Genomic DNA, 21165 nt, shown 5'->3' with positions numbered 1-21165 from the left:
CGTTACTCGCCTATGACATTGTAACGCGACAACCTATGGAAACGACTATGACTCATAGACACTATTTTGAAGGGAAGAACCTTATTTGACACGGACAATATGGACTTGCTTATTCATGCTCTTATTGGCAACGAGCTTATGCGCCTGCCAATCTGTTCAGCAATTTGAGTCAAAACCACCTAGTGCAGAAGAGTTATTAACTCTCGATCCACAGGCAGATTTATTTCAATGGGAAGAAACGATCTATGAAACAAACATAGATTGGACAAAATCATTAAATGTAACAAAACACCAGCAAGTAGGTGTCATTCAGAAAACAGCTGCCAAACATTTTGAACATGGAACAGCTTCTCGGTTGAAAAAAGGAACACCTATTTACTCTGTCAAGGAGCGGAAAGACCTTTTGATCATCGAACGTAACGGACAAATCCACATATATGCCGCACATGCGGAAGGATAAATACCTGTCATTGGGGCAGGTATTTTTTTAAGTTCATTTTCTTGTCATGTGCCATTGGTTTTGTTATCATAGCAAAAGTGACCACTCGGTTTCCATTGTGACCATATGGTTTTGCCGATTCGGAAAGGACTTATGAAGATGAACGAAAAGCAAGAAGAGATTTTGCGGGTATCGAAGAAATTATTTTCTCAAAAAGGCTATATGAGTGTCTCCATGCAGTCAATTGCTGATGCCTGCAAAATATCAAAAGCGTCTATTTATAAACTGTTTGATTCAAAGGAAGCTCTTCTATTGGAACTGATTAAATACAATCAGCGCAAAATGAGAGAGATTTCTCAGATCATTCATTCCGAAACGACGCTGTCCAAAAAGGAAAAATTCACAAAAAAAATTAAGCTTGAGCTTGAAGAGTTTAAAGAGAATCATAAATTTTTGAATATGCTGTCCTTTGAAGCTTTTTCACAGCATTCGCCCATCGTCATTAAGCATTTACGTGAGACACGCTCCATTATCATGCAGCGGCACAGAGACATCATTTTAAGCACATATGGTGAATCTGTTGCGCCTTATGTGTGGGATCTTGTGATTGTCCTCAACGGATTAATGAGAGAATTCATCTTGATGTTGGCGATTGAGCACAAGAACATCCAATTAGAAAATGCCGCCGAAATGATCATCGGTGTGATGGACCGTGTATCAATAAAGCCTTGCTCCATTGAGCCTGTGCTAACAGATCAGCTGATGGACTCTTATTTGCTTTCCACACAGGAAGAATATGATGAAGAAAAGCTTGTCATCTCGTACTTAACAAAGATGAAACAAGAGCTTCACACACTATCAAACGGAGAAGAAAAGGACGATCTCCTCTCTGCGTTTGAACTGCTGAGTCAAGAACTGTCAAAGGACCAACCGAGAACCTTTTTAATCAGCTCATTGCTTGATTATTTAGGCAAACACAGCGTTTTATCTCAAAACGTGTCACAGCTGAAAAGCATTATTTTATAGATAAAGAAGGGATAATATGAACCAATCAACAACATCGTATAACCGGTCTGTGATTGTTGGGATTTTCCTCGTTGGGGCGTTCGTTGCGATCTTAAACCAAACGCTTCTCATTCCAGCGATCCCGCATATCATGGAAGAGTTCAATATTGATGTCAGTAAAGGCCAATGGCTGACCACAGCCTTTATGCTGACAAACGGGATTCTCATCCCAATTACGGCCTTTTTAATTGAGAAATTTTCAAGCCGTTCTTTAGTCTTAACGGCTCTTAGCATTTTTACAGCAGGTACCATTCTTGCTTCGTTCGCCACGAATTTTCCGGTGCTACTTGCAGCACGTATCGTCCAGGCAGCTGGCGCAGGGATTTTGATGCCGCTCATGCAAACGATCTTTTTAACCATTTTCCCAAAAGAAAAACGCGGGCAAGCCATGGGTATGGTCGGACTAGTGATTTCATTCGCACCGGCGCTTGGACCAACACTTGGCGGCTGGATTGTCGATTCCTTTAGCTGGAAGTTCTTATTCTATATTGTTCTTCCAATCGGTATTATTGATCTCATTCTTGCTTTCTTCTTAATGAAAAATGTCACACAGCAAAGAGACACTCGTATCGATGTCTTATCGGTGATCCTGTCTTCCTTCGGATTTGGCGGACTGCTGTACGGATTTTCAAGTGTCGGAACGTATGGCTGGACGAGTGCGACCGTTCTGATTTCACTCATTGTCGGCGCTGTGAGCTTGTTCTTCTTTATCCTGCGTCAGTCGAATTTGAAAAGACCGATGCTTGAGTTTGGCGTCTTTAAGTTTGCGATTTTTAGCTTAACGACCTTCCTCGGTATGTTCGTCTTTGCTTTGCTGATTGGAACAGAGACGATTCTGCCGCTCTATACGCAGAATGTCAGAGGGTTATCTGCCCTTGATACAGGGCTGATCTTATTGCCAGGGGCTCTCTTTATGGGATTCCTATCACCGATTATCGGACGAATTTTTGACAAAGTAGGCGGTAAAGGGCTGGCTCTAGGCGGGTTTACGATATTAGCTGTCACTTCCCTGCCATTTATGATGCTGAACCTTAATTCATCGATTGCCCTCATTACAGTGGCCTACACACTTCGCTTAATCGGGGTTGGGATGATCATGATGCCGCTGACAACAGCCGGTATTAACTCTTTACCACCGCATTTGATTCCGCACGGGACAGCAATGAATAATACGATGAGACAAATGGGCGGCTCTATCGGGACGGCTGTGCTTGTCTCCATTATGAGCAGCTCTGCTGCCAATGCAGCATTATCCGATCCAATGAAGTCAGCCGTTCATGGCATGAATACGTCATTTATCGTGTCTGGTGCTATTGCGGTCATTGGACTCGTCCTTTCATTCTTCTTAAAAGAAAAACGTAAAAACAAAGTGATGAAGCAGGAGTTATCTTCTTCGTCCTCTTCTTCATAAAGACAAAGAGCTCGGCATATCGCCGGCTCTTTTTTCATATATTTACATACATCGTCCTCTCAGAAAACACATTTGTTCATATAGAGAAGAAAAACCTTGATAATTTGAAGAAAAGAGTTGATAATAGAAACTATTCAATTTGTGAGAAAATTTTTACTATAGGAGATGTATGCATTGAAGGTCGTTAAATTTGGTGGCAGTTCTCTTGCTTCTGGCAAGCAGCTGCAAAAGGTATTTGACATTGTCACAGCAGATCCAGCTCGAAAAGCAGTCGTTGTTTCCGCACCAGGAAAACGGCATTCAACGGATACGAAGGTCACCGATCTATTAATTAGCTGCGGTGAACAATATTTACGTTTAGGTGAAGCACACGATTTACAAGAAGCTGTCATCGAGCGATATGCATCGATTGCGGATGAGCTGGGGTTAGGTCATGACATTATTGACACCATCCGGCAAGATGTAAACACGTTATTACAGGCTGATTCTTCTCATCCTGAGCGTTATCTTGATGCGATTAAAGCAAGCGGTGAAGATAATAACGCAAAGCTGATTGCAGCCTACTTTCAGCATCAAGGCGTCGAAGCGCACTATGTGAATCCAAAAGAAGCCGGTCTATTTGTCAGCGACGAGCCTGGTCAAGCGCAAGTCCTTCCAGAATCGTATGATCATTTGTACAAATTAAGAGAACGCTCTGGCATCATTGTGTTCCCTGGCTTTTTCGGTTTTAGTCTAGCGGGTGATATCGTCACTTTTTCCCGCAGTGGATCAGACATTACCGGTTCCATTTTGGCAAATGGACTGAAGGCAGATGTGTATGAAAACTTTACGGATGTGGATGCAGTCTACGCCGTCAATCCAACAATCGTTCATGAACCAAAGGAAATCACAGAGCTGACGTACCGTGAAATGCGTGAATTGTCCTATGCGGGTTTTTCTGTATTTCATGATGAAGCACTTATTCCAGCCTTTCGGGCAGGCATTCCTGTTCAGATTAAGAACACCAATAATCCAACGGCCAAAGGCACGAGAATTGTAAATCAACGGGATCATACGAATGGCCCTGTTGTGGGAATCGCATCAGACAATGGATTTTGCAGTATTTATATCTCCAAGTATTTGATGAACCGAGAAGTGGGCTTTGGACGTAAGGTGTTGCAAACGTTAGAGGAATATGGCCTTACGTATGAACACGTGCCTTCTGGCATTGATGATATGACCATTATTTTAAGACAGGATCAGCTGGAGGAGCAGCAGATTGAACAAGAGCTTTTAGACCGATTAAAGCTTGTACTTGATGCAGATGAAGTGGTTCTAGAGCGGAACCTCTCGCTTATTATGGTCGTAGGAGAAGCGATGCGTCATAATGTTGGTACAACAGCAAGAGCGGCAAAAGCGCTGTCAAAAGCCAAAGTGAATATTGAAATGATCAACCAAGGCTCTTCAGAGGTGAGCATGATGTTTGGCGTCAAAGCGGCTCAAGAAAAAGAAGCCGTTCAAGCCTTATATGAGGAATTTTTCTCTATGTCCACGGTGCCTGTCTCCATTTAATCAGCAGACTGTCAGATCTCCGGATCGGCAGTCTTTTTGATCTCGCACGATTTGCGCATTAAAGTATATCTATTTCTCGTTTGATTTTGTATGATAGAGACAAATCAACTATTGTTCCGGCCATTGATCGGAGCTACAAGGAGTCCTAATCCATGCCTCGTCAACAACTATTAAAACAGTTTCGCAATTTTCATGATGCTTCTACAAGTATTTTAAACATGATGAGTCAATTCATTCATGTGAATACACTGTTTATTGCTAAAAATGATCAAAACACCAATCAGATTGTGAAGGTGCTAAATCATGACGAGCAGCTTCTTGAAGAAGGGGAAGAAAATCCTTACGAGAAGACATTTTGCAAGCTGGCGGTCGATCATCGCGATACGCTGTTGATCCCTGATATCCGCTTGGACGAGCGTTCAAAAAACTTAGACGTCACGAAACAGCTGCAAGGTGGCTCATTTATTGGGGTTCCCATCGATTTTACTGATGGTACGAACTATGGAACCATTTGTGGACTTGATCTAAGGCCGCAGCAATTTACAGAAGAGCATGTTCATATGTTTGAAACGATGGCATCTTTGTTGAGTTACGTCTTAGAACTCGACCAGGCCAATCGGCAGATTCAGCAATTATCTGTACCGATCGTACCTGTTGTTGACGGTGTCGCCGTGCTCCCTCTTCTTGGTGATATCGAAGAGACACGTGCGCAGCATATTTTAGAAACCATTTTACAGGAAAGCTACAGGCTGTCGCTCTCTCATTTGGTCATTGATGTTTCAGGGACAAAACGACTCAATGAACAAAGCATTCAATACTTGGTCAGCTATGCGCAAACGTTAAGACTTTTAGGCATTTCAGCTGTTTTAACAGGAATAAAGCAAGACCTTGCGCTAAATGCGATTCAATCGAATATTTCATTTAAAGACATCACCATTCGTAAGGATTTACCGCAGGCACTTGCTCATATCGGCCTAACGTTCTCCAAAACAGAATAAGTGATGATACACCAAAAAGGGCTAAACCGAGTTTAGCCCTTTTTCTTCTTTTCAGCGTGATAGAAAACCTTTGCAGCCCTAGGAAAGACGAGTACCGGCGCGGAGCGAATTTCACATTCGTGAGCACCGGCACGCAGGACTGACACCGAATGCGAGGGTTTGTCTACACGCTGAGGCTAAACGGAGTTTAGCCCTTTTCTTGTGGTAGCGGTAAACGAATGATAAATGTTGTTCCCTTATGTTTTTCGCTTTTTAAATCAATCTGTCCGTCATGCAAGTCCACAAGCTGCTTGACAATCGACAGGCCAAGTCCGTATTCTCCATATGGTGTATTCGTTCTCGAAATATCCGCTTTATAAAAACGTTCCCAAATGTGTTTGACTTCTTCAGGTGCAATGCCGATTCCCGTGTCTTCTACTTCAATGATCGTTTCCCCATTCTCTTCTTTCCCTCTCAAAGAAATGCGGCCGCCTTCTGTAAATTGAATGGCGTTCTTTGTGATGTTGACGAGAATTTGAATGAGCCGGTCATAATCTGCGTATACCTTTTGTTCAGGGTGAACCTCTACCATGAGCTGATTGTTTTTCTCTTCAGCCATTCGGCTCAGCTGCTCCTTAATCACTTCAAACGTATCAATGAGTGGATAGTGAAATTTTTGAAGGGTGATTTGATTCGACCTGATTTTCTCATAATCCATATTTTCATTGACGAGACGCAGCATTCGTTTTGTCTCATCAGTGATGAGCGCATAGCATTTCTCTTTCTCTTCTGCCGGTACATCCGCAGTATTCAGCCATTCGACCAACCCTCGAATGGTCGTCAGCGGTGTTTTCAATTCGTGAGACACATCTGCGATGAATTGTCGCCTACGCTTTTCGAGCCGGTCAATTTCCTCTCTTGACCGTTGAAGACGATTGGCCATCATATTAAAATCCTCACCTAGTGTACCAATTTCATCAAGGTGTTTGTTTTCAAGATGAATGTTGTAGTCACCATGCGCAATTTTCTCAGTTGCCTCTCTCAGTTTTTTGATACGATTCACATGGAACTTCGACAGAAACAGACTGAGAATAAAGGTAATCGTCAATGCCACAAACACGATGATATATAAATACCGATTCATTTGAGCAATCAGCTCTTCTGCTCCTTGAATAGGAGCTATGAGCACCACCCCGCCCTTCAGCTTTCCGTCTTCCATGACAGGAAGTGCCACAAGTGATGCTTCTTGATCAAGCCGGCGTGAATCACTTCGCTTGACAATAATTTCTTCTCCTTTTGCGAGCTTGGCCCACAAATCTTTTGTGAGTAACGCTTCATGCGGCGGCATCTCTTGCTGCTGAGATAGCACAGTCCCTTTTTCATCAAAGACGAAAAAACGGATTTGTCTCGTCGAGAGAATGTCTTCAAATGGACGCAAACGGAAGTTCATCTCGGCTTTCGACAATTGTTTAAAATTCTCCAAAATTTCATTCCCATACGAACTCATTTCGTCTACCCTATTTTGATAAGCAATATCTTTCACAAAATGAGACATCAAGGTGCTGATAATAATGATGGCAATGAGCAATAACCCAAGGTGACTAATCAGCAACTGGTAAAAATATTTAATCTTCATCGAACTTATACCCTACGCCCCATACCGTATACAGAAAGGGCTTAGGCCCGTCTCCGATTTTTTGGCGCAATCGTTTAATATGAACATCAACCGTTCGTTCATCACCATAAAATTGGTATCCCCAAATTTGCTCAAGCAATTGTTCTCGTGAAAATACTTGCCGAGGATGCTGTATAAAAAAGCACAGCAAATCGTATTCCTTTGGTGTTAAATTTTCGATCCGTTTCCCCTCTAGAAACACTTCTCTCGTTTTTTTATCTAACTGAAAATGTTCGGTCTCTAGCCGTTCACCCTCTTTCGCTCCTTCTTGAGTAGATGTTGTTTGAGCAAAACGTCGTTTCACTGCTTTGATTCTTGCCATTAAGGTGAGCGGACTAAAGGGTTTTGTCACATAATCATCTGCCCCAAGATCGAATCCCAGCACCTGATCAGATTCCGTTTCCTTTGCTGTCAGCATAATAATCGGAACATCACTGATCTGGCGTACTTTTTGACAAATGGTCAGACCATCCATTGAAGGAAGCATGACATCTAAGATGAGCAGATCCCAATCCTCCTCTTGCTTAAATCGATTCAATCCTTCTAATCCATCATGGACGAATTCCGCTTGAAATCCTTCTCGTTGAAAAAACATATCCGTCATTGTACAAACACTCTGGTTATCTTCAATCATTAATATTTTCATCATCAGCCTCCGCTGTTGCCTTTGTTTTTCTTTATGTAGCTTTATTTTACATGTTCCTTCTCAAATCTCAATTGGATTGATACGATTTCATGAACTTATCATGCTTTGGTCATCTTTTATTCATACTTTTTGATGGAGCTGGGTGTCGAGGTGAACCTCATTGATTTTTGTTATGAAAAAAAGCCCATCTTATTGATGAGCCCAAATTGTTGACAAAGGGCTAAAATGAACTTGATTTTAGCCCTTTGTCTTCTTTTCAGCGTGATAGAAAACCTTTGCAGTCTAGGAAGGACGAGTACTGGCGCGGAGCGAATTTGACATTCGTGAGCACCAGCACGCAGGACTGCGGGCGAATGCGAGGGTTTGTCTACACGCTGAGCTCATCTGATTGATGAGCCCTTTTCCTTGTCATGCCAGCAGTTGCAAGTAAGCAGCGTCATTCCCCTCTTCAACCGCCTGTAAAAGCTGCTTTGCCTGTGATGTGCTGGTGACGCTGCTTAGCTTTTGTATGATATCTTCTGTCGATAACGCACAGCCTGGTGCTCCCCGAGGAATATCGACTCGTTTGCTGATGGTGGTGCCGTCAGATAAGTTGAGCTTTACAATCGTAAAACGTCCTTTTGGCACTGCGTCTGGATGGGGTTCTATCGTTTGATCATATACTCTATTCACCCGCTTCATCCATGTCCGCAGCTCTGGTGAAATGGCTTTTTTCGTAAAAGCATCCAATGATAAAGGTTGTCCAAACACCGCTAGTGCGATGACATACTCGACACTAAATCGTCCCTCTTCTCCCGTCAAAGGTGTCCGCTCCGTGAGTGCGGCATCTCCGCCAGGCGGAAACATGACGTCGACCTGTACGATCTTCTCCTGTAAGGAAGAGTGTTCTTGTACTAATGACTCGATCGCATCGGCTGCATGATGCGCCGCTGAACAGAACGGATACACTTTAAACCATAGACCTGGCGACACGATACGCCACGCAGTGCCATAGTCCTCTAGCAGACGTCTTTCCGCCAGTTTCTGATCCCCATAGAGAGAAAAGAAGCCCAGCTCCCCATCTAGAAGCGATTCACTCCCGCCAAAACCTGAGCAAGCTAAACCCATGGACCATACGGCGGTTTGAGCGGCGAGTCCAGCTTGTAATGGTTTCATATCAGTCCCAAACTGCTTTCGCATTCCAGCTGATTGCGCACCAGCAAAGCCGATCGCTTTCGCCAGCTCTTTCTGTGAAACTTGTTTCAAATAACCAATCGCACAGACCGCTGCAATGGCTCCGAGCGTTCCGGTATTATGCCAGCCCCGCTCATAATGCGACTTACCGATGGATTCACCTAGCCTTGCCATCACTTCGACGCCAGTAATGTAGGCTGCTAAAAATCGATCACCATATGCCTCACCGTCTGTCAGCTGGGAAAGCAAGGCCGGAATGATCACCGCACTTGGATGTCCTCTCACATCTGAATGCACATCATCATAATCAAGGGCGTGAATCAAGTAGCCATTTAGCATGGCTGCTGCTTGGCGGCTGACCTTCTTCCCTTGTCCAATGACGGGAATTTGAGCCGCGCCGCCTTCTTGTTCCACGAGCGCCATGAGCTTCTGAATCCCTTCATCCTCTTTTGCAGCAAGCGCTGCTGCCGCAGCGTCTAACAAACCGTTTCGAGCCATTTGAATGGCCTGTTGATCTTGCAACGGATCAGCAGAGAGCACTTCCTCTGCGAGCTGTTTCGTTAGTTCCATGTTCTTGACTCCAACGCCCGAACCGCAAGCTCGGAGAAGAAAGCAGCAGCGACTGGGATTGCCTCTTCATTTAACGTAAAGGCAGGGTGATGCCATTCCTCGGTACCGCTTGTCCCCATCCAGACAAAAAAGCCTGGAATGCGTTCTTGGTAAAGGGCAAAGTCTTCTCCGCCTGGTGACTGCTCTGCCTCTACTACTGCGAGATCAAGCGCTCCTGCCGTTTCTTCCACAACCTTTGTCAAACGCTCGTCATTCATCACAGAAGGCAAATACGGATGCCATTTCACATCTGCCTTTGCGCCAAACCCTTCTGCGATACCGCTCACGATTTGTTTCATGAGATCTGGAATCATCGCTCTCACTTCAGGTTCAAACGTCCGAACGGTCCCTTCCATCTCGACGCGATCAGGTATCACATTCCATGATGTGCCACCTTGAATACGTGTGATGCTGACAACCGCATGATGCAAAGAACTAATGCGGCGGCTGACAATTTGCTGTAGGGCGCTTGTGATCTGACCGCTGATGGCAATCGGATCAATTGTGTGATTTGGAATTCCAGCATGACCACCCGTTCCTTGAATGTCAATTTCAAAGCGATCGACGCTCGCCATTAATGCTTTTTCTCTTATCCCGATGGTGCCAACTGGCAGGTTAGGTTTATTGTGCATACCAAATATCGCATCCACTCCATTTAAGACGCCTGCCTCTATGACGTGTTTCGCTCCTTGCGCCACTTCCTCAGCCGGCTGGAACAAAATGCGCACTGTTCCCTTGAGCTCATGTTTCCGTTCGTTTAATAGGACGGCCGCACCAAAAATCGAAGCGGTATGGAAATCATGACCGCATGCATGCATTTTTCCTTGTATCTTTGAAGAAAATGGTTCGCCAGATGCTTCTTCAATTGGAAGTGCGTCAATATCGGCTCTCAGAGCAATCGTTGGTCCCTCTTGTTCTCCTTTGATTTCACAAACGACCCCTGTTTGAAGATCTGGAAAATCGAGTACAGTGATCCCTTCCTCTTCTAACCAGCCTCGTAGTTTTTTTGTCGTTTCATATTCTTCAAATGCCAGCTCTGGATGCTCATGAAGCGCTCGGCGTATGTTAATTAAACGTTTGTTTAAAGCTTGATTTCCTAATGATTTCACTGATACTCACCCCTCTAAAGAGTAAAAAGCAGCTTATGCTTCTTCAGCCGCTGCTTCTTTTTGAATAAATCGTTTTGTTCGTTCATTCTTCGTTTCGTCAAATAGTTCGGTTGGCGTTCCCTGCTCAATGATATGACCATCTGCCATAAAAATCACATGATCTGCTACTTCTCTTGCAAACGCCATTTCATGTGTCACGATGATCATCGTCGTTTCTTGAATGGCAATGGATTTAATCACTTGAAGCACACCTGAAACAAGCTCTGGATCTAGTGCTGACGTTGGTTCATCCAGCAGAATCGCATGTGGATCGACCGCTAACGCACGGGCAATGCCAATCCGCTGCTGCTGACCGCCGGATAGTGTGACCGGGTAGCTGTCCGCTTTTTGTTCGAGCCCTACTTGTTTCAATAGCTTCATACCGATTTCATTTGCCTGCTGTTTGGTCATTTTTTTCGTCACAAGCAGTGACTCTGTAATGTTTTGCAGGGCTGTTTTGTTTTTGAATAAATTATAGTTTTGAAACACCATGGCCGTTTGCTGACGCAGGTGATGGGCTTCTTTACGTGTATATTTAGACGCATTCAGCTTCGCATCGCCAATTTCAATCGTACCTTCATCTGGCGTTTCTAATAGATTTAGACAGCGCAGCAATGTTGATTTACCGGAGCCAGAAGGTCCGATAATGGCCACAACCTGCCCTTTTTGCACGTCAAGATTAATTCCGTCTAAGACGACAAGGTCGCCGAATGATTTTTTCAAATTGGTGAGCTTGATCATGTCCACACCTCCTTAATTCCGGTAAGGTTTGCTGATTTTTCGTTCAAATAGGTCTTGCAGGAAACTATAAATGATGGTGAGCACCCAATACACAATGCCAACCGCTAAATACGTTTCAAAGTACTTATAGTTGGCCGATGCAATCATTTTCCCTTGCGCAAACATTTCTGCCACCCCAATGGTAAAGGCAAGCGATGTTTCTTTTAAAAGACCAATAAAGGTATTCCCCGTCGCTGGAATGGCATTTCTGACGGCCTGCGGGAAAATAATTCTGACGTAAGACTGCCATCTTGTCATGCCGACAGATAAACAGGCCTCAAGCTGCCCTTCATCCACTGAATTAAGAGCCGCTCTAAAAATTTCTGCTAAGTACGCTGAGTTTTTAATACTTAAACCGATAATGACCGCTGTTAAGGCATCCATTGAGGTCATCGCAGGGAATAGCTGCGGAAGACCAAAATAAATGAGAAAGAGCTGAACCAAAGTTGGAACCGCTCTGAAAAAAGAAATATACAGCTTGGCAAATTGGTATAAGACAGGTATCCGGTTTTTCGTTATAAGCGCGAATACCACACCAATGATAATGGCAAATACCATGGAGACAATCGCCATGAAGATCGTTATCGGCAAGTATTGAATCAAGGTTGGAAAAACCGTCACCATATACTGCCAATCAATGTGATTCATGTCTGCTTTTCACCGCCGCTGTTGTTATTTTTTAATCGGCACTGTGACATCGTCTTTGAAATATTTCTCAGACAATTTCTTCAGTGTTCCGTCTTCTCTTAATTCTTTGATCGCTTTATTGAATTCTTCTCTTAGCTTGTCGTGCTTTTCATCTTTGGCAAATGGGTAGCCGACTTCTTCATATACGATTGGGTTGCCGACGATTTTGAGTGGAAGTCCTGTTTTTTCAATTTGAGCTAACAAGACACTGCGTCCGTTGACGTAAGCATCTACACGGCCATTTGCAACTTCATTTAAGACACCGTCTTGTGTTTCATATGTTTTGATGTTGATTTTCTTGTCTGGGTCTTTGCTCTCTAGGTTTTTGGCATGGTTTGAGCCAAGAACAGCCGCCACCGTTTTTCCTTTTAAGTCGTCAAGTCCTTTAATGTCCTTGTTGTCCTTCTTGACAATGATTTGTGTTCCTGCGTATGCATACGTATCTGTAAAGTTGAACGTTTGTTTACGCTCATCTGTAATCGCAACTTGGTTTGATACGGTATCCAGCTTACCAGATGTCAGCTGGCCCATCAGTCCGCTGAATTCACTCAGCTGCCAGTCTAGTTTGTAGCCTAGTTTTTTCGCAATCGCTTCTGTGACTTCGACATCAAATCCTACTAGTTTGCCGTTTTCTTTATAAGCAAATGGATAGCTTTGGCCTGTAGCGCCCACTTTAAGCACTTTCTCGTCTTTGCCTTCACTCTGATTACCCCCGCCGCATGCTGCTAACACCGCAAGCATTGCCGCAAATAAAACAACTAGCCACTTTTTGTTTTTCATGTTCGTACACCCTTCTTTCCTCTTATGGTTGTGTAATATCTGATCGTAATTGTTTTTTAAAATAAATGGTGATATGACCTTTGCCTAAATCCTTTTCACCTGCTCTGACATAGCCTTTACGCTCATACATGTCCATGAGCCACGGATGCTTATCAGCTGTACCGAGAGAGACATATGGTACCTTTAGTGTGTCCCTTAGCACTTCCGTTTCAACCCACTCAAGCAAGGCTGAGCCTGTGCCTTTTTTTGCCGCTGGTTCTGAAGCAAACCACCATATATGCGGAACGCCGAATGGTCCTGGCTGTTCTCCCCAAGGCATACGGAGTGATAAGGTGGAGAGAAGCTCTCCGTTTTCTTCCATTACATAGCAAAGGTTCTTTTGTACATTTTTCTGAACGAGGGCGACATCTGCATGTGCTGCTTGGAACTGGATGCCGAGCTCACGAATCGGTTCATAGGCTCTTGTTGTCAGTTCAAGCAACGCTTCTATATCATCCTCAGTTGCCAGACGAAACGTATATCCCAACGTTAGTCACCTCACCTTTATGTCGTGTAGTGATTTTTTGGCTGTTTTAATCCGAGATTTTCTCGTAAAGTTTGTCCTGTGTATTCTGTTTTGAACAGGCCTCTTTCCTGAAGGATCGGAACGACGCGATCTACGAAGGCATCAAGTCCTTCTGGCAATAATGGCGGCATCACGTTAAAACCGTCGGCTGCTTCCTCAACGAGCCATGTCTCCATCACATCTGCTAGTTGCTCTGGTGTTCCAATGAAGATATGGTGCCCACGGGACCCTGCAACAGATTGGTAAAGCTGGCGAATAGTCAGGTTGTCCTTTCTCGCCATATTCATCACAAGGTCAAAGCGGCTTTTCACGGCATTTGACGCGCTTGGATCAATCTCTGGAAGCGGTCCGTCTAGTGGATACTGCGAAAGATCAATACCCCCTAAGTAGTTTTGTAAAATGCTAAGGCCGACCTCTGGAACAATCAGCTCTTGTAATTCTTCATACTTCGCTTTTGCCTCTTCTACTGTATCGGCAATGATTGGGAAGATGCCCGGCATGATGCTGACATCTTCTCTCGCTCGTCCAGCAGCCTCTACTTTTCCCTTCAAGCTTTGGTAAAATTCCTTCGCTTTGTCGAGATCGTTTTGTGCCGTGAAAATGAGCTCAGCCGTTTTAGCCGCAAGCTTTTGACCATCTTCAGAAGACCCTGCTTGAATGATCACCGGCTGTCCTTGAGGGGTGCGTGATACGTTAAGCGGACCCCGTACGGAGAAGAATTCACCTTTGTGCTGCAGCTCATGAAGCTTACTAGACTCAAAGAATTCTCCTGTTTCTTGGTTTCTGATAAGTGCGTCCTCTTCCCAAGAATCCCACAGACCTTTGACGACATCGACGAATTCTTCAGCTCGCTCGTATCGTTTGTGGTGCGCTAAATGCTCTTCTCCGCTAAAATTTTTCGCTGTTTCTTCAATAGAAGACGTGACCACATTCCATGCTGCTCGTCCGCCTGATAAATGATCGAGTGAGGCAAACTGTCTCGCAATATGGAATGGCTCACTGTATGTAGTTGATGCTGTTGCTGCTAAACCAATTGTTGAGGTAGACTCTGCAATCGAAGAAAGCAGGGTGAGCGGTTCAAATCTCGTTAATACATTTGGATGAGATGTATGATTAATTGATAAGCTGTCGGCTAAAAAGAGCAAATCCAGCTTCCCTTCCTCGGCCTTTTTCGCTAATTGTTTAAAGTAATCAAGATTCATGGCTGCGTCTGGTACTGCTTTCGGATGTCTCCAAGAGGCGACATGATGTCCAGTTCCTGCGATGAATACGCCTAGCTTGAGCTTCCGTTTCGGCTGTGACACTTGTTCTTCATCCTTTCTATATCTTCCTTGTATCAAGTGATTATTTTACAAGATACATTTTTCTGATTGAATTAATCGGTTTTATCCATAAAAAAAGGGCAAATGTTGTGAAAAATGAAAAATAATTATTACTATATGCCCTTTTTACATGATTGTCAACCGCCTTCTGAACCTCCAAAAAAAGGGATTTACAGGCGTTTACGGCGGATCGATTTCAATATTTCCGATGAGCCGGTCCGTGGAGTGCGTCATCAATTGACTGCGCTCTAGTACGTTATGGGCAATCACCGAATGAGTGGAAGATACGGTGCGGACGGCAATCGCTTTTTGAGGAGAGAGATTAATGATGTTATTCCGCAGCACACGTGCTGAGACAACCTCATCAAGAAAAACGGCTGTTGGCTGTCCGATCCAACGATTTAAATAAAAGCGGTTATCTCCAATTTGGGGTGAGCCATTTTTAATATACATCACCACGTATAAGGACGTTTCTTCAAAGGAATTGTCTTTAATCTCTAAAGGAGCGGTCGTATTGCTGTAGACGGCATAGTTTTGATAGTGCTTAAAACGATTCTGCCATATGAAAGCCTTTGCAGCTCCTGTCACGCTGATCGTATACGAAGATGCGAGCTGTGAATGTCCTTCTTGAATAAAGTGATTGCCGTTGATCCCTGCTTCTCCCTCCTGCACCCATATCCCTCGGCTGAATTCCTTGAATTGATTATGCTGAATGAGAATATTCGTTCCTCTGACCATCGCCGCATCGATGACAGAGTAGACGGTATTGTTTGAAAAGACAATGCTGTCTGATTGATAAATACGCAGCGATGCACTTCTAAGCCGTGTGTTTGTCCCTGACTCAATATGATTTCCTTCTATTAAAATACGATTGGCCATATAGACAGACACAGCCGCATCTTCAAAAAGACTGATTTTATTACCTGTGATGTGCACGCTGTCTCCCCTCACATCAATCCCCTTTTCAAACCCTTCAATCATATTGCCAATAATGATCACATTGTTTTCCGATTGATCAAGCGGCACGCCTAAGCTCGTAATCCCTGCTTTTGTCACGCCCCCACCCACTGCACGAATCAAATTATTCGCAATGATCATTTCAGTGGCGAAGCCATAGGAGATACTGCTGTCCGTTTGATTGCCTTCAATGATCACACCATAGCCATTGAAATTATAGATAGAGCTGGCTGCGCCGCCTCTGACTATGTTGTTTCGAATTTGAATATTCAGCGGTTCCTCCAAGTTGGTCGCATTTTCCCCGTATCCTTCAATATCAATGCCCATTTTTGGATCGACCCCGTTTACCCCTGCCCTTTCAAGCAAACAGTCTTCCACAATGACACCATCACAGCCTGTAATAGAAATATTGTTTCGCCTTGAGTCAGTGATGGTGCAGCCAGAAATATGAATAGACGAAGCAGGCGAGTACGATTCGATATGGGTCAATAAACCGTGCGGACTGACAATGATGCCGTCTCCCGTACAATTGTTGATTTGAACACGATCGATATTCACATGGGAAGCACCTTCAATACACACACCGAAGCCCCATTCATGTGTTTTTCTTTCTGGCGGGAGTGCCTTGTACACATGCTCATCACGGTCGCCTTCAATCCGCCCGCCCCGAATGGTCACTTGCTCTACCTCTCCAATATAGAAGGCTGCATATCCCCACGAATCATTTGGTTTCACTTTGATAACGGCATCTGATGCCATCTCAATACAAATATGACTTGGCACTCGTATGCCGGCATTACGAAAAGGAAAAAATTGATCCCCCCTGTACACCGCATCTATTAGATACGTTCCACTCGGCAACCAGACGTGGGAGTAGCCCTGTGCTTTTGTCCATTCCAGGCATTCGTTCAGTTTCGCTGTACAGTCCGTTTTCCCGTCAGCAATCACGCCAAAGTCTATTACATTGACAACGGGTTTCTTCAGATCAGATTTATTTACATCCCCCAATGAAAACCCCTCCTTTTTACACATGTCCTCTTGTCATCCTATGCATGTGGGAAAGGTTTGCTTGTACGATATTTCAAATTTTATATAAATTCTTCCGAAATAACTTTCCGATGATTTTTACTTGAGCGAATTTTTCATCTTTTTGAGTCTTTACGCCTATTGAACTAACATTTTCCTGTTTTAGAATAGTTTTATATTGACACAAGAACTATACAAGAATATCATTTTTCTCATATCTCTTTTTTTAAGAAAGGATCTATGCCATGTCTACAATTGACCACGATAAAATTGTTAAAAGTGTTCCTCAAAAAGGGTTTTTTGGACATCCTAAAGGGCTTTACACACTGTTTTTCACTGAATTTTGGGAGCGTTTTTCTTATTATGGCATGCGTGCACTGCTTATTTATTATATGTACACAGAGGTGACAAAAGGCGGTCTTGGTTTCGACCAGACAACCGCTAATTCGATCATGTCTGTCTATGGTGCGCTTGTCTATATGTCAGGCATTATTGGCGGATGGCTCGCCGACCGGGTATTTGGTTCGTCCAGTACGGTCTTTTATGGCGGGGTTTTCATTATGCTTGGTCATGTCATTTTGGCACTGCCTAGCGGAGCAACAGCGCTCTTTATTAGTATGGGGCTGATTATTATCGGGACAGGCCTCCTAAAGCCGAACGTATCAAACATAGTCGGTGACCTGTATACAAAAACAGACCCTCGCAGGGATTCTGGATTCAGTATTTTCTATATGGGGATCAATATGGGTGGTTTTATCGCCCCATTAATTGTCGGAACACTCGGTCAAAAAGTGAATTTCCACCTTGGTTTCTCACTCGCTGCCGTTGGTATGCTTGTTGGACTTATTACGTTTGTCATCACGAAAAAGCCGAATCTTGGACTTGCCGGCACTTATGTCACAAATCCACTATCAGCTACTGAACGCAAGAACTTCAAAATTTTCGGTACATTGATCGTGATTGTACTTGCTGTTTTTGCTGTCATCGGTATTCAAACAGGAGCGCTCACGATTAATCTATTCACTTGGTTTGTCAGTGTCCTTGGTGTGCTGATTCCAATTGTTTATTTTATTGTGATGTATTTTAGTAAAAAAACGAGTGCAGTGGAGCAGTCGAGGGTACTCGCTTATATTCCATTGTTCCTAGCTGCGGTGATGTTCTGGGCCATTCAAGAACAAGGCTCAAATATTTTAGCGACATATGCAGATCAGCGAACAAACTTGAATTTCCTTGGCATGACATTAGCCTCTTCTTGGTTCCAATCATTGAACCCAATCTTTATTGTGCTCCTGTCACCAGTATTTGCTTGGTTATGGGTCAGACTCGGTAAGAAACAGCCGTCTACCCCGATTAAATTCTCACTTGGCCTTCTGTTCGCAGGATTATCCTTTATCATCATGATCATTCCTGCCTACATGTCTGGACCACATACACTTGTAAGCCCACTATGGCTCGTTCTAAGCTTCTTCCTTGTCGTCATCGGAGAGCTTTGCTTATCACCAGTTGGGCTGTCAGCCACAACAAAACTGGCACCTGCTGCCTTCTCAGCGCAAACGATGAGCCTTTGGTTCCTTTCAAATGCAATGGCACAGGCGATCAATGCACAAGTGGTCAAGCTGTTTGATAAAGTGCCAGAAACCGTCTATTTCGGGATCATCGGCATGCTCGCCATCATTTTATGTGGTGTCATGCTTCTGCTTACACCGGTGATTAAGAAAGCGATGAAAGGCGTGCATTAAATTGAAAAAGAAGCCTCCCAAATGGGAAGGCTTCTTTTTTTGAATTAAAACCGAATCTCATCATCTCCGTGGATTTGCAGCTGGAGCGGTTCACTTTTCACCTGATGTTTTTTCACATAGCGGTGATAGACAACATATCCAATGATCATGAGCGGTACGCCGACATACAGCCCAATCCGCTGCTCCGCATCAAAGGCAAGACTGATTAGCACAATCGAATTCAGCGTGATCGCAATGATCGGCAGTACCGGATAAAGAGGGGTTTTAAATTTTAGGTTTTCCAGCTTTCCGCCTGCTTTCAAATATCTTCTGCGGAAAAGCAGCTGTGATAATGTAATCGTAATCCAGCCGGTTTGGGCGCTCATGCCTGCAATAGACACGATCCAAGCAAAAACGGTTTTCTCTGCAAAGAATCCTGATAATAACGAAATACCTGTAAACAGGAAAGTGAGCAGTAAGGCATTCATCGGGATGCCCCGCTGATTGACTCGTCTAAACGCCTTCCCTGCCATTCCTTCCTTCGACAAAGAGTACAGCATTCTCGTAGAGGCATATAGGCCAGAGTTCGCCACAGATAATAAAGCAATGATAATGACAAAGTTCATGATATCTGCCGCATATGGAATGCCCGTTCTCTCAAACACAGTGACAAATGGGCTTTGCAGCACACTCGCTTCTTTCCAAGGCACCATGCCCGCTAAGACAAAAATAGATAAAACGAAAAAAACAAGTGTGCGCCAAACCGTCTGATGAATCGAGCGAGGCACGGTTTTCTCTGGATTTTCACTTTCTCCTGCCGCAATCCCGATCAGCTCCGTTCCTTGAAACGAAAAATTCACCGTGATCATCGTGACGACTACTGCGAGCAAGCCATTCGGAAACAGACCGTCACTCACAAAATGACTAAAGTAAGGAGCTGGTTCCCCGCTCGTCGTTTGAATAAAACCAAACATCGCCGCTCCGCCTACGCCAATAAATAGTAAGATGGCAACAATCTTAATGGTTGAAAAGAAAAACTCCGACTCCCCGAACGCTTTCGCTGACCTGGCATTTAATAAGAACAAACACAGCCCAAATATGAGACACCAAATCCACACATCCACTTGTGGAAGCCAGCGTCTCATCAGCTGCCCTGCTGATAAAAATTCCAGCGCCACAGTGGCTGCCCAGCCAAGCCAATAAATCCAGCCAACAGCAAATCCTGCTGCAGGACTCATAAATTTCGTCGCATACGTATGAAAAGACCCCGACACAGGAAGCGCGACTGAGAGCTCTCCAAGACACAGCATGGTTAAATACATAATCAATCCGCCCACAATATAGGAAAGAACAGCTCCAACTGGCCCTGCTTGTCCAATCGTATAGCCTGTTCCAAGGAAAAAGCCTGTCCCAATGACACCGCCAAGAGAAATCATAAATAAATGGCGGGAGGTCATCGCCCTTTTCAATTGTTCGGGCTGATTTTGTCCAACATCCACAATGATGCCCTCCTTCTTCTAAGATGTTCTGTTATCAAAACATGTCTCCATGTGATTATTCCATTTTCAAAACAACCTACTAATTATACATCTTTTATAATAAATATGCTTCCTTCTATCGTCACTGTTACAAAGTCTTTATTTTAGTAATGTTCGCACAACTATACGGTGATTTTGATCATTTGATAGGATGCCTAATATCCAACAGAATTGTACGAAAAAACCAGCATGCAAACTTACATGACACACTGGTTTCATTTCCCTCTATTCGAGTCTCATTTCAAACAGTCATGAGTCATTTTTCTTTTGTAGACACTCTTTGATAAAACCATCGATTTCTTGAAAGCAGCGATTTTTAGATTCAGCGTGAAAAGTCGTAGAATCTGGATTGGCGAACCCATGCTGCCCCTTTACTATTTTCACGCAAAGCTTTTCCTTTTTCTCCAAAACATTCGCAACCTCCCGTGGGTTAAAAGATGCTTCAACTTCCGAGAAAAATAACAACGTATTGCAGGCAGGCTTCATATCGAGAAAATCTCTTATCCTTGAACCATAAAATCCAATGACTCCGGTAAACAACTGATCATATTGGCTGCATTGCCAAGCAATTGTTGCCCCCACACTAAAACCTATCAGACATATGTCTCTCTCTGCATTTTTCGTTTTTAACTCTTTTGCCACATTCAATACGATCTTTACCGATTCATCAAAACCAACTTTATTCATAAAGTAGTCATATGCCTCATTCTCACTGGCATAAGGGAAGTGTTTAGCCTGTCCTAATAAATGAGGACAATAAACCTCAAAACCAGCTTTGTCAAAATGATCGATCATACTCTTCATATGATCATTTATTCCGTATATTTCGTGTACTAAAATCATGACAGGTTTTTGTTTCGATGTATGCAAATGATCACACTTCCCTTTTATTCCGTTTGTTCACTGGAGGATCTTGTACTTTAGAAAGTCATTTAAGTCGACTGATCAACACCCACATAAACTTCTTTCGATGTGAAAATCATAGCATATTTTACCATTAAGTAGTCTATCTCACATTCTCATCAATCGAACTCTCTTCATCATCGTTTGAGAATGCGTTTGGTTTTATCCACCTTTTGTTTTGGGTATAGTTCTATC

General features: G+C 43.7%; 18 protein-coding genes. 6 read left to right on the top strand and 12 right to left on the bottom strand.

The genetic code is table 11. The features are described 5' to 3' along the window. The first annotated feature begins 85 nt into the window (after nt 1-85). From NSQ11_RS02255 to NSQ11_RS02235, 5 genes are all read left to right on the top strand, one after another. Nucleotides 86-460, top strand: coding sequence for a hypothetical protein (locus NSQ11_RS02255; RefSeq protein WP_019743157.1), 375 nt, complete (start codon nt 86-88; stop codon nt 458-460). A 138-nt stretch (nt 461-598) separates the two neighbouring features. Continuing rightward, nucleotides 599-1465, top strand: a complete 867-nt coding sequence (locus NSQ11_RS02250) for a TetR/AcrR family transcriptional regulator (RefSeq protein WP_224559208.1) — start codon at nt 599-601, stop codon at nt 1463-1465. A gap of 16 nt (nt 1466-1481) precedes the next feature. Next, nucleotides 1482-2915 (top strand): MDR family MFS transporter, encoded by a 1434-nt coding sequence (locus NSQ11_RS02245; RefSeq protein ID WP_342501237.1) that lies wholly within the window; start codon nt 1482-1484, stop codon nt 2913-2915. Between the two features lie 174 nt (nt 2916-3089). Then, nucleotides 3090-4466 (top strand): aspartate kinase, encoded by a 1377-nt coding sequence (locus tag NSQ11_RS02240; RefSeq protein ID WP_212357584.1) that lies wholly within the window; start codon nt 3090-3092, stop codon nt 4464-4466. A 152-nt stretch (nt 4467-4618) separates the two neighbouring features. Then, on the top strand, nt 4619-5464 hold the full coding sequence (locus tag NSQ11_RS02235; protein WP_007498153.1) for a GAF domain-containing protein: 846 nt from the start codon (nt 4619-4621) through the stop codon (nt 5462-5464). Nucleotides 5465-5651: 187 nt separating this feature from the next. Here NSQ11_RS02235 and NSQ11_RS02230 read toward each other — a convergent pair whose 3' ends face one another. The 10 genes from NSQ11_RS02230 to NSQ11_RS02185 all read right to left on the bottom strand — a co-directional run bounded on the left by NSQ11_RS02230 (nt 5652) and on the right by NSQ11_RS02185 (nt 16793). After that, a complete protein-coding gene (locus NSQ11_RS02230) occupies nt 5652-7079 on the bottom strand; it encodes a HAMP domain-containing sensor histidine kinase (protein WP_007498154.1) in 1428 nt (475 codons plus the stop codon). Next, on the bottom strand, nt 7069-7764 hold the full coding sequence (locus tag NSQ11_RS02225) for a response regulator transcription factor (protein WP_017358523.1): 696 nt from the start codon (nt 7762-7764) through the stop codon (nt 7069-7071). The genes NSQ11_RS02230 and NSQ11_RS02225 overlap by 11 nt, the downstream gene beginning before the upstream one ends. 408 nt (nt 7765-8172) lie before the next feature. Then, complete coding sequence (locus NSQ11_RS02220; protein ID WP_342501236.1) at nt 8173-9507, bottom strand: MmgE/PrpD family protein; 1335 nt, start codon at nt 9505-9507, stop codon at nt 8173-8175. Next, complete coding sequence (locus NSQ11_RS02215; RefSeq protein ID WP_060780763.1) at nt 9498-10655, bottom strand: amidohydrolase; 1158 nt, start codon at nt 10653-10655, stop codon at nt 9498-9500. Before NSQ11_RS02215 ends, NSQ11_RS02220 begins: the two co-directional genes overlap by 10 nt. Before the next feature lie 33 nt (nt 10656-10688). Beyond that, nucleotides 10689-11435, bottom strand: coding sequence for an amino acid ABC transporter ATP-binding protein (locus NSQ11_RS02210; RefSeq protein ID WP_007498162.1), 747 nt, complete (start codon nt 11433-11435; stop codon nt 10689-10691). Between the two features lie 12 nt (nt 11436-11447). After that, complete coding sequence (locus NSQ11_RS02205; RefSeq protein ID WP_007498163.1) at nt 11448-12122, bottom strand: amino acid ABC transporter permease; 675 nt, start codon at nt 12120-12122, stop codon at nt 11448-11450. Between the two features lie 24 nt (nt 12123-12146). Continuing rightward, a complete protein-coding gene (locus tag NSQ11_RS02200) occupies nt 12147-12941 on the bottom strand; it encodes an amino acid ABC transporter substrate-binding protein (RefSeq protein ID WP_008347268.1) in 795 nt (264 codons plus the stop codon). A 22-nt stretch (nt 12942-12963) separates the two neighbouring features. Beyond that, nucleotides 12964-13467, bottom strand: coding sequence for a GNAT family N-acetyltransferase (locus tag NSQ11_RS02195; RefSeq protein WP_045035007.1), 504 nt, complete (start codon nt 13465-13467; stop codon nt 12964-12966). Nucleotides 13468-13484: 17 nt separating this feature from the next. After that, the gene (locus NSQ11_RS02190) at nt 13485-14810 is read right to left on the bottom strand and encodes an LLM class flavin-dependent oxidoreductase (protein WP_056703538.1); all 1326 of its coding nucleotides are present in this window, start codon (nt 14808-14810) and stop codon (nt 13485-13487) included. A gap of 198 nt (nt 14811-15008) precedes the next feature. Further along, nucleotides 15009-16793 carry a right-handed parallel beta-helix repeat-containing protein gene (locus NSQ11_RS02185; RefSeq protein WP_342501235.1) on the bottom strand — a complete coding sequence of 595 codons (1785 nt, stop codon included), beginning with the start codon at nt 16791-16793 and terminating at the stop codon, nt 15009-15011. A gap of 263 nt (nt 16794-17056) precedes the next feature. Between NSQ11_RS02185 and NSQ11_RS02180 the strand changes: the two genes are divergently transcribed. Beyond that, complete coding sequence (locus NSQ11_RS02180) at nt 17057-18550, top strand: peptide MFS transporter (protein WP_017358530.1); 1494 nt, start codon at nt 17057-17059, stop codon at nt 18548-18550. Between the two features lie 44 nt (nt 18551-18594). On the opposite strand, the gene NSQ11_RS02175 is transcribed toward NSQ11_RS02180, so the two are convergent. After that, a complete protein-coding gene (locus NSQ11_RS02175) occupies nt 18595-19986 on the bottom strand; it encodes an amino acid permease (protein WP_046344933.1) in 1392 nt (463 codons plus the stop codon). Nucleotides 19987-20316: 330 nt separating this feature from the next. Beyond that, nucleotides 20317-20937, bottom strand: a complete 621-nt coding sequence (locus NSQ11_RS02170) for a dienelactone hydrolase family protein (RefSeq protein ID WP_046342642.1) — start codon at nt 20935-20937, stop codon at nt 20317-20319. Nucleotides 20938-21165 lie beyond the last annotated feature (228 nt).

The organism is Bacillus sp. FSL W7-1582 (assembly GCF_038593325.1).
In the GTDB taxonomy this organism is placed as follows: Bacteria; Bacillota; Bacilli; order Bacillales; family Bacillaceae; genus Bacillus; species Bacillus altitudinis.
Note: the sequence above shows the minus strand (reverse complement) of the source record. Positions and strands in the feature narration are given on the sequence as shown.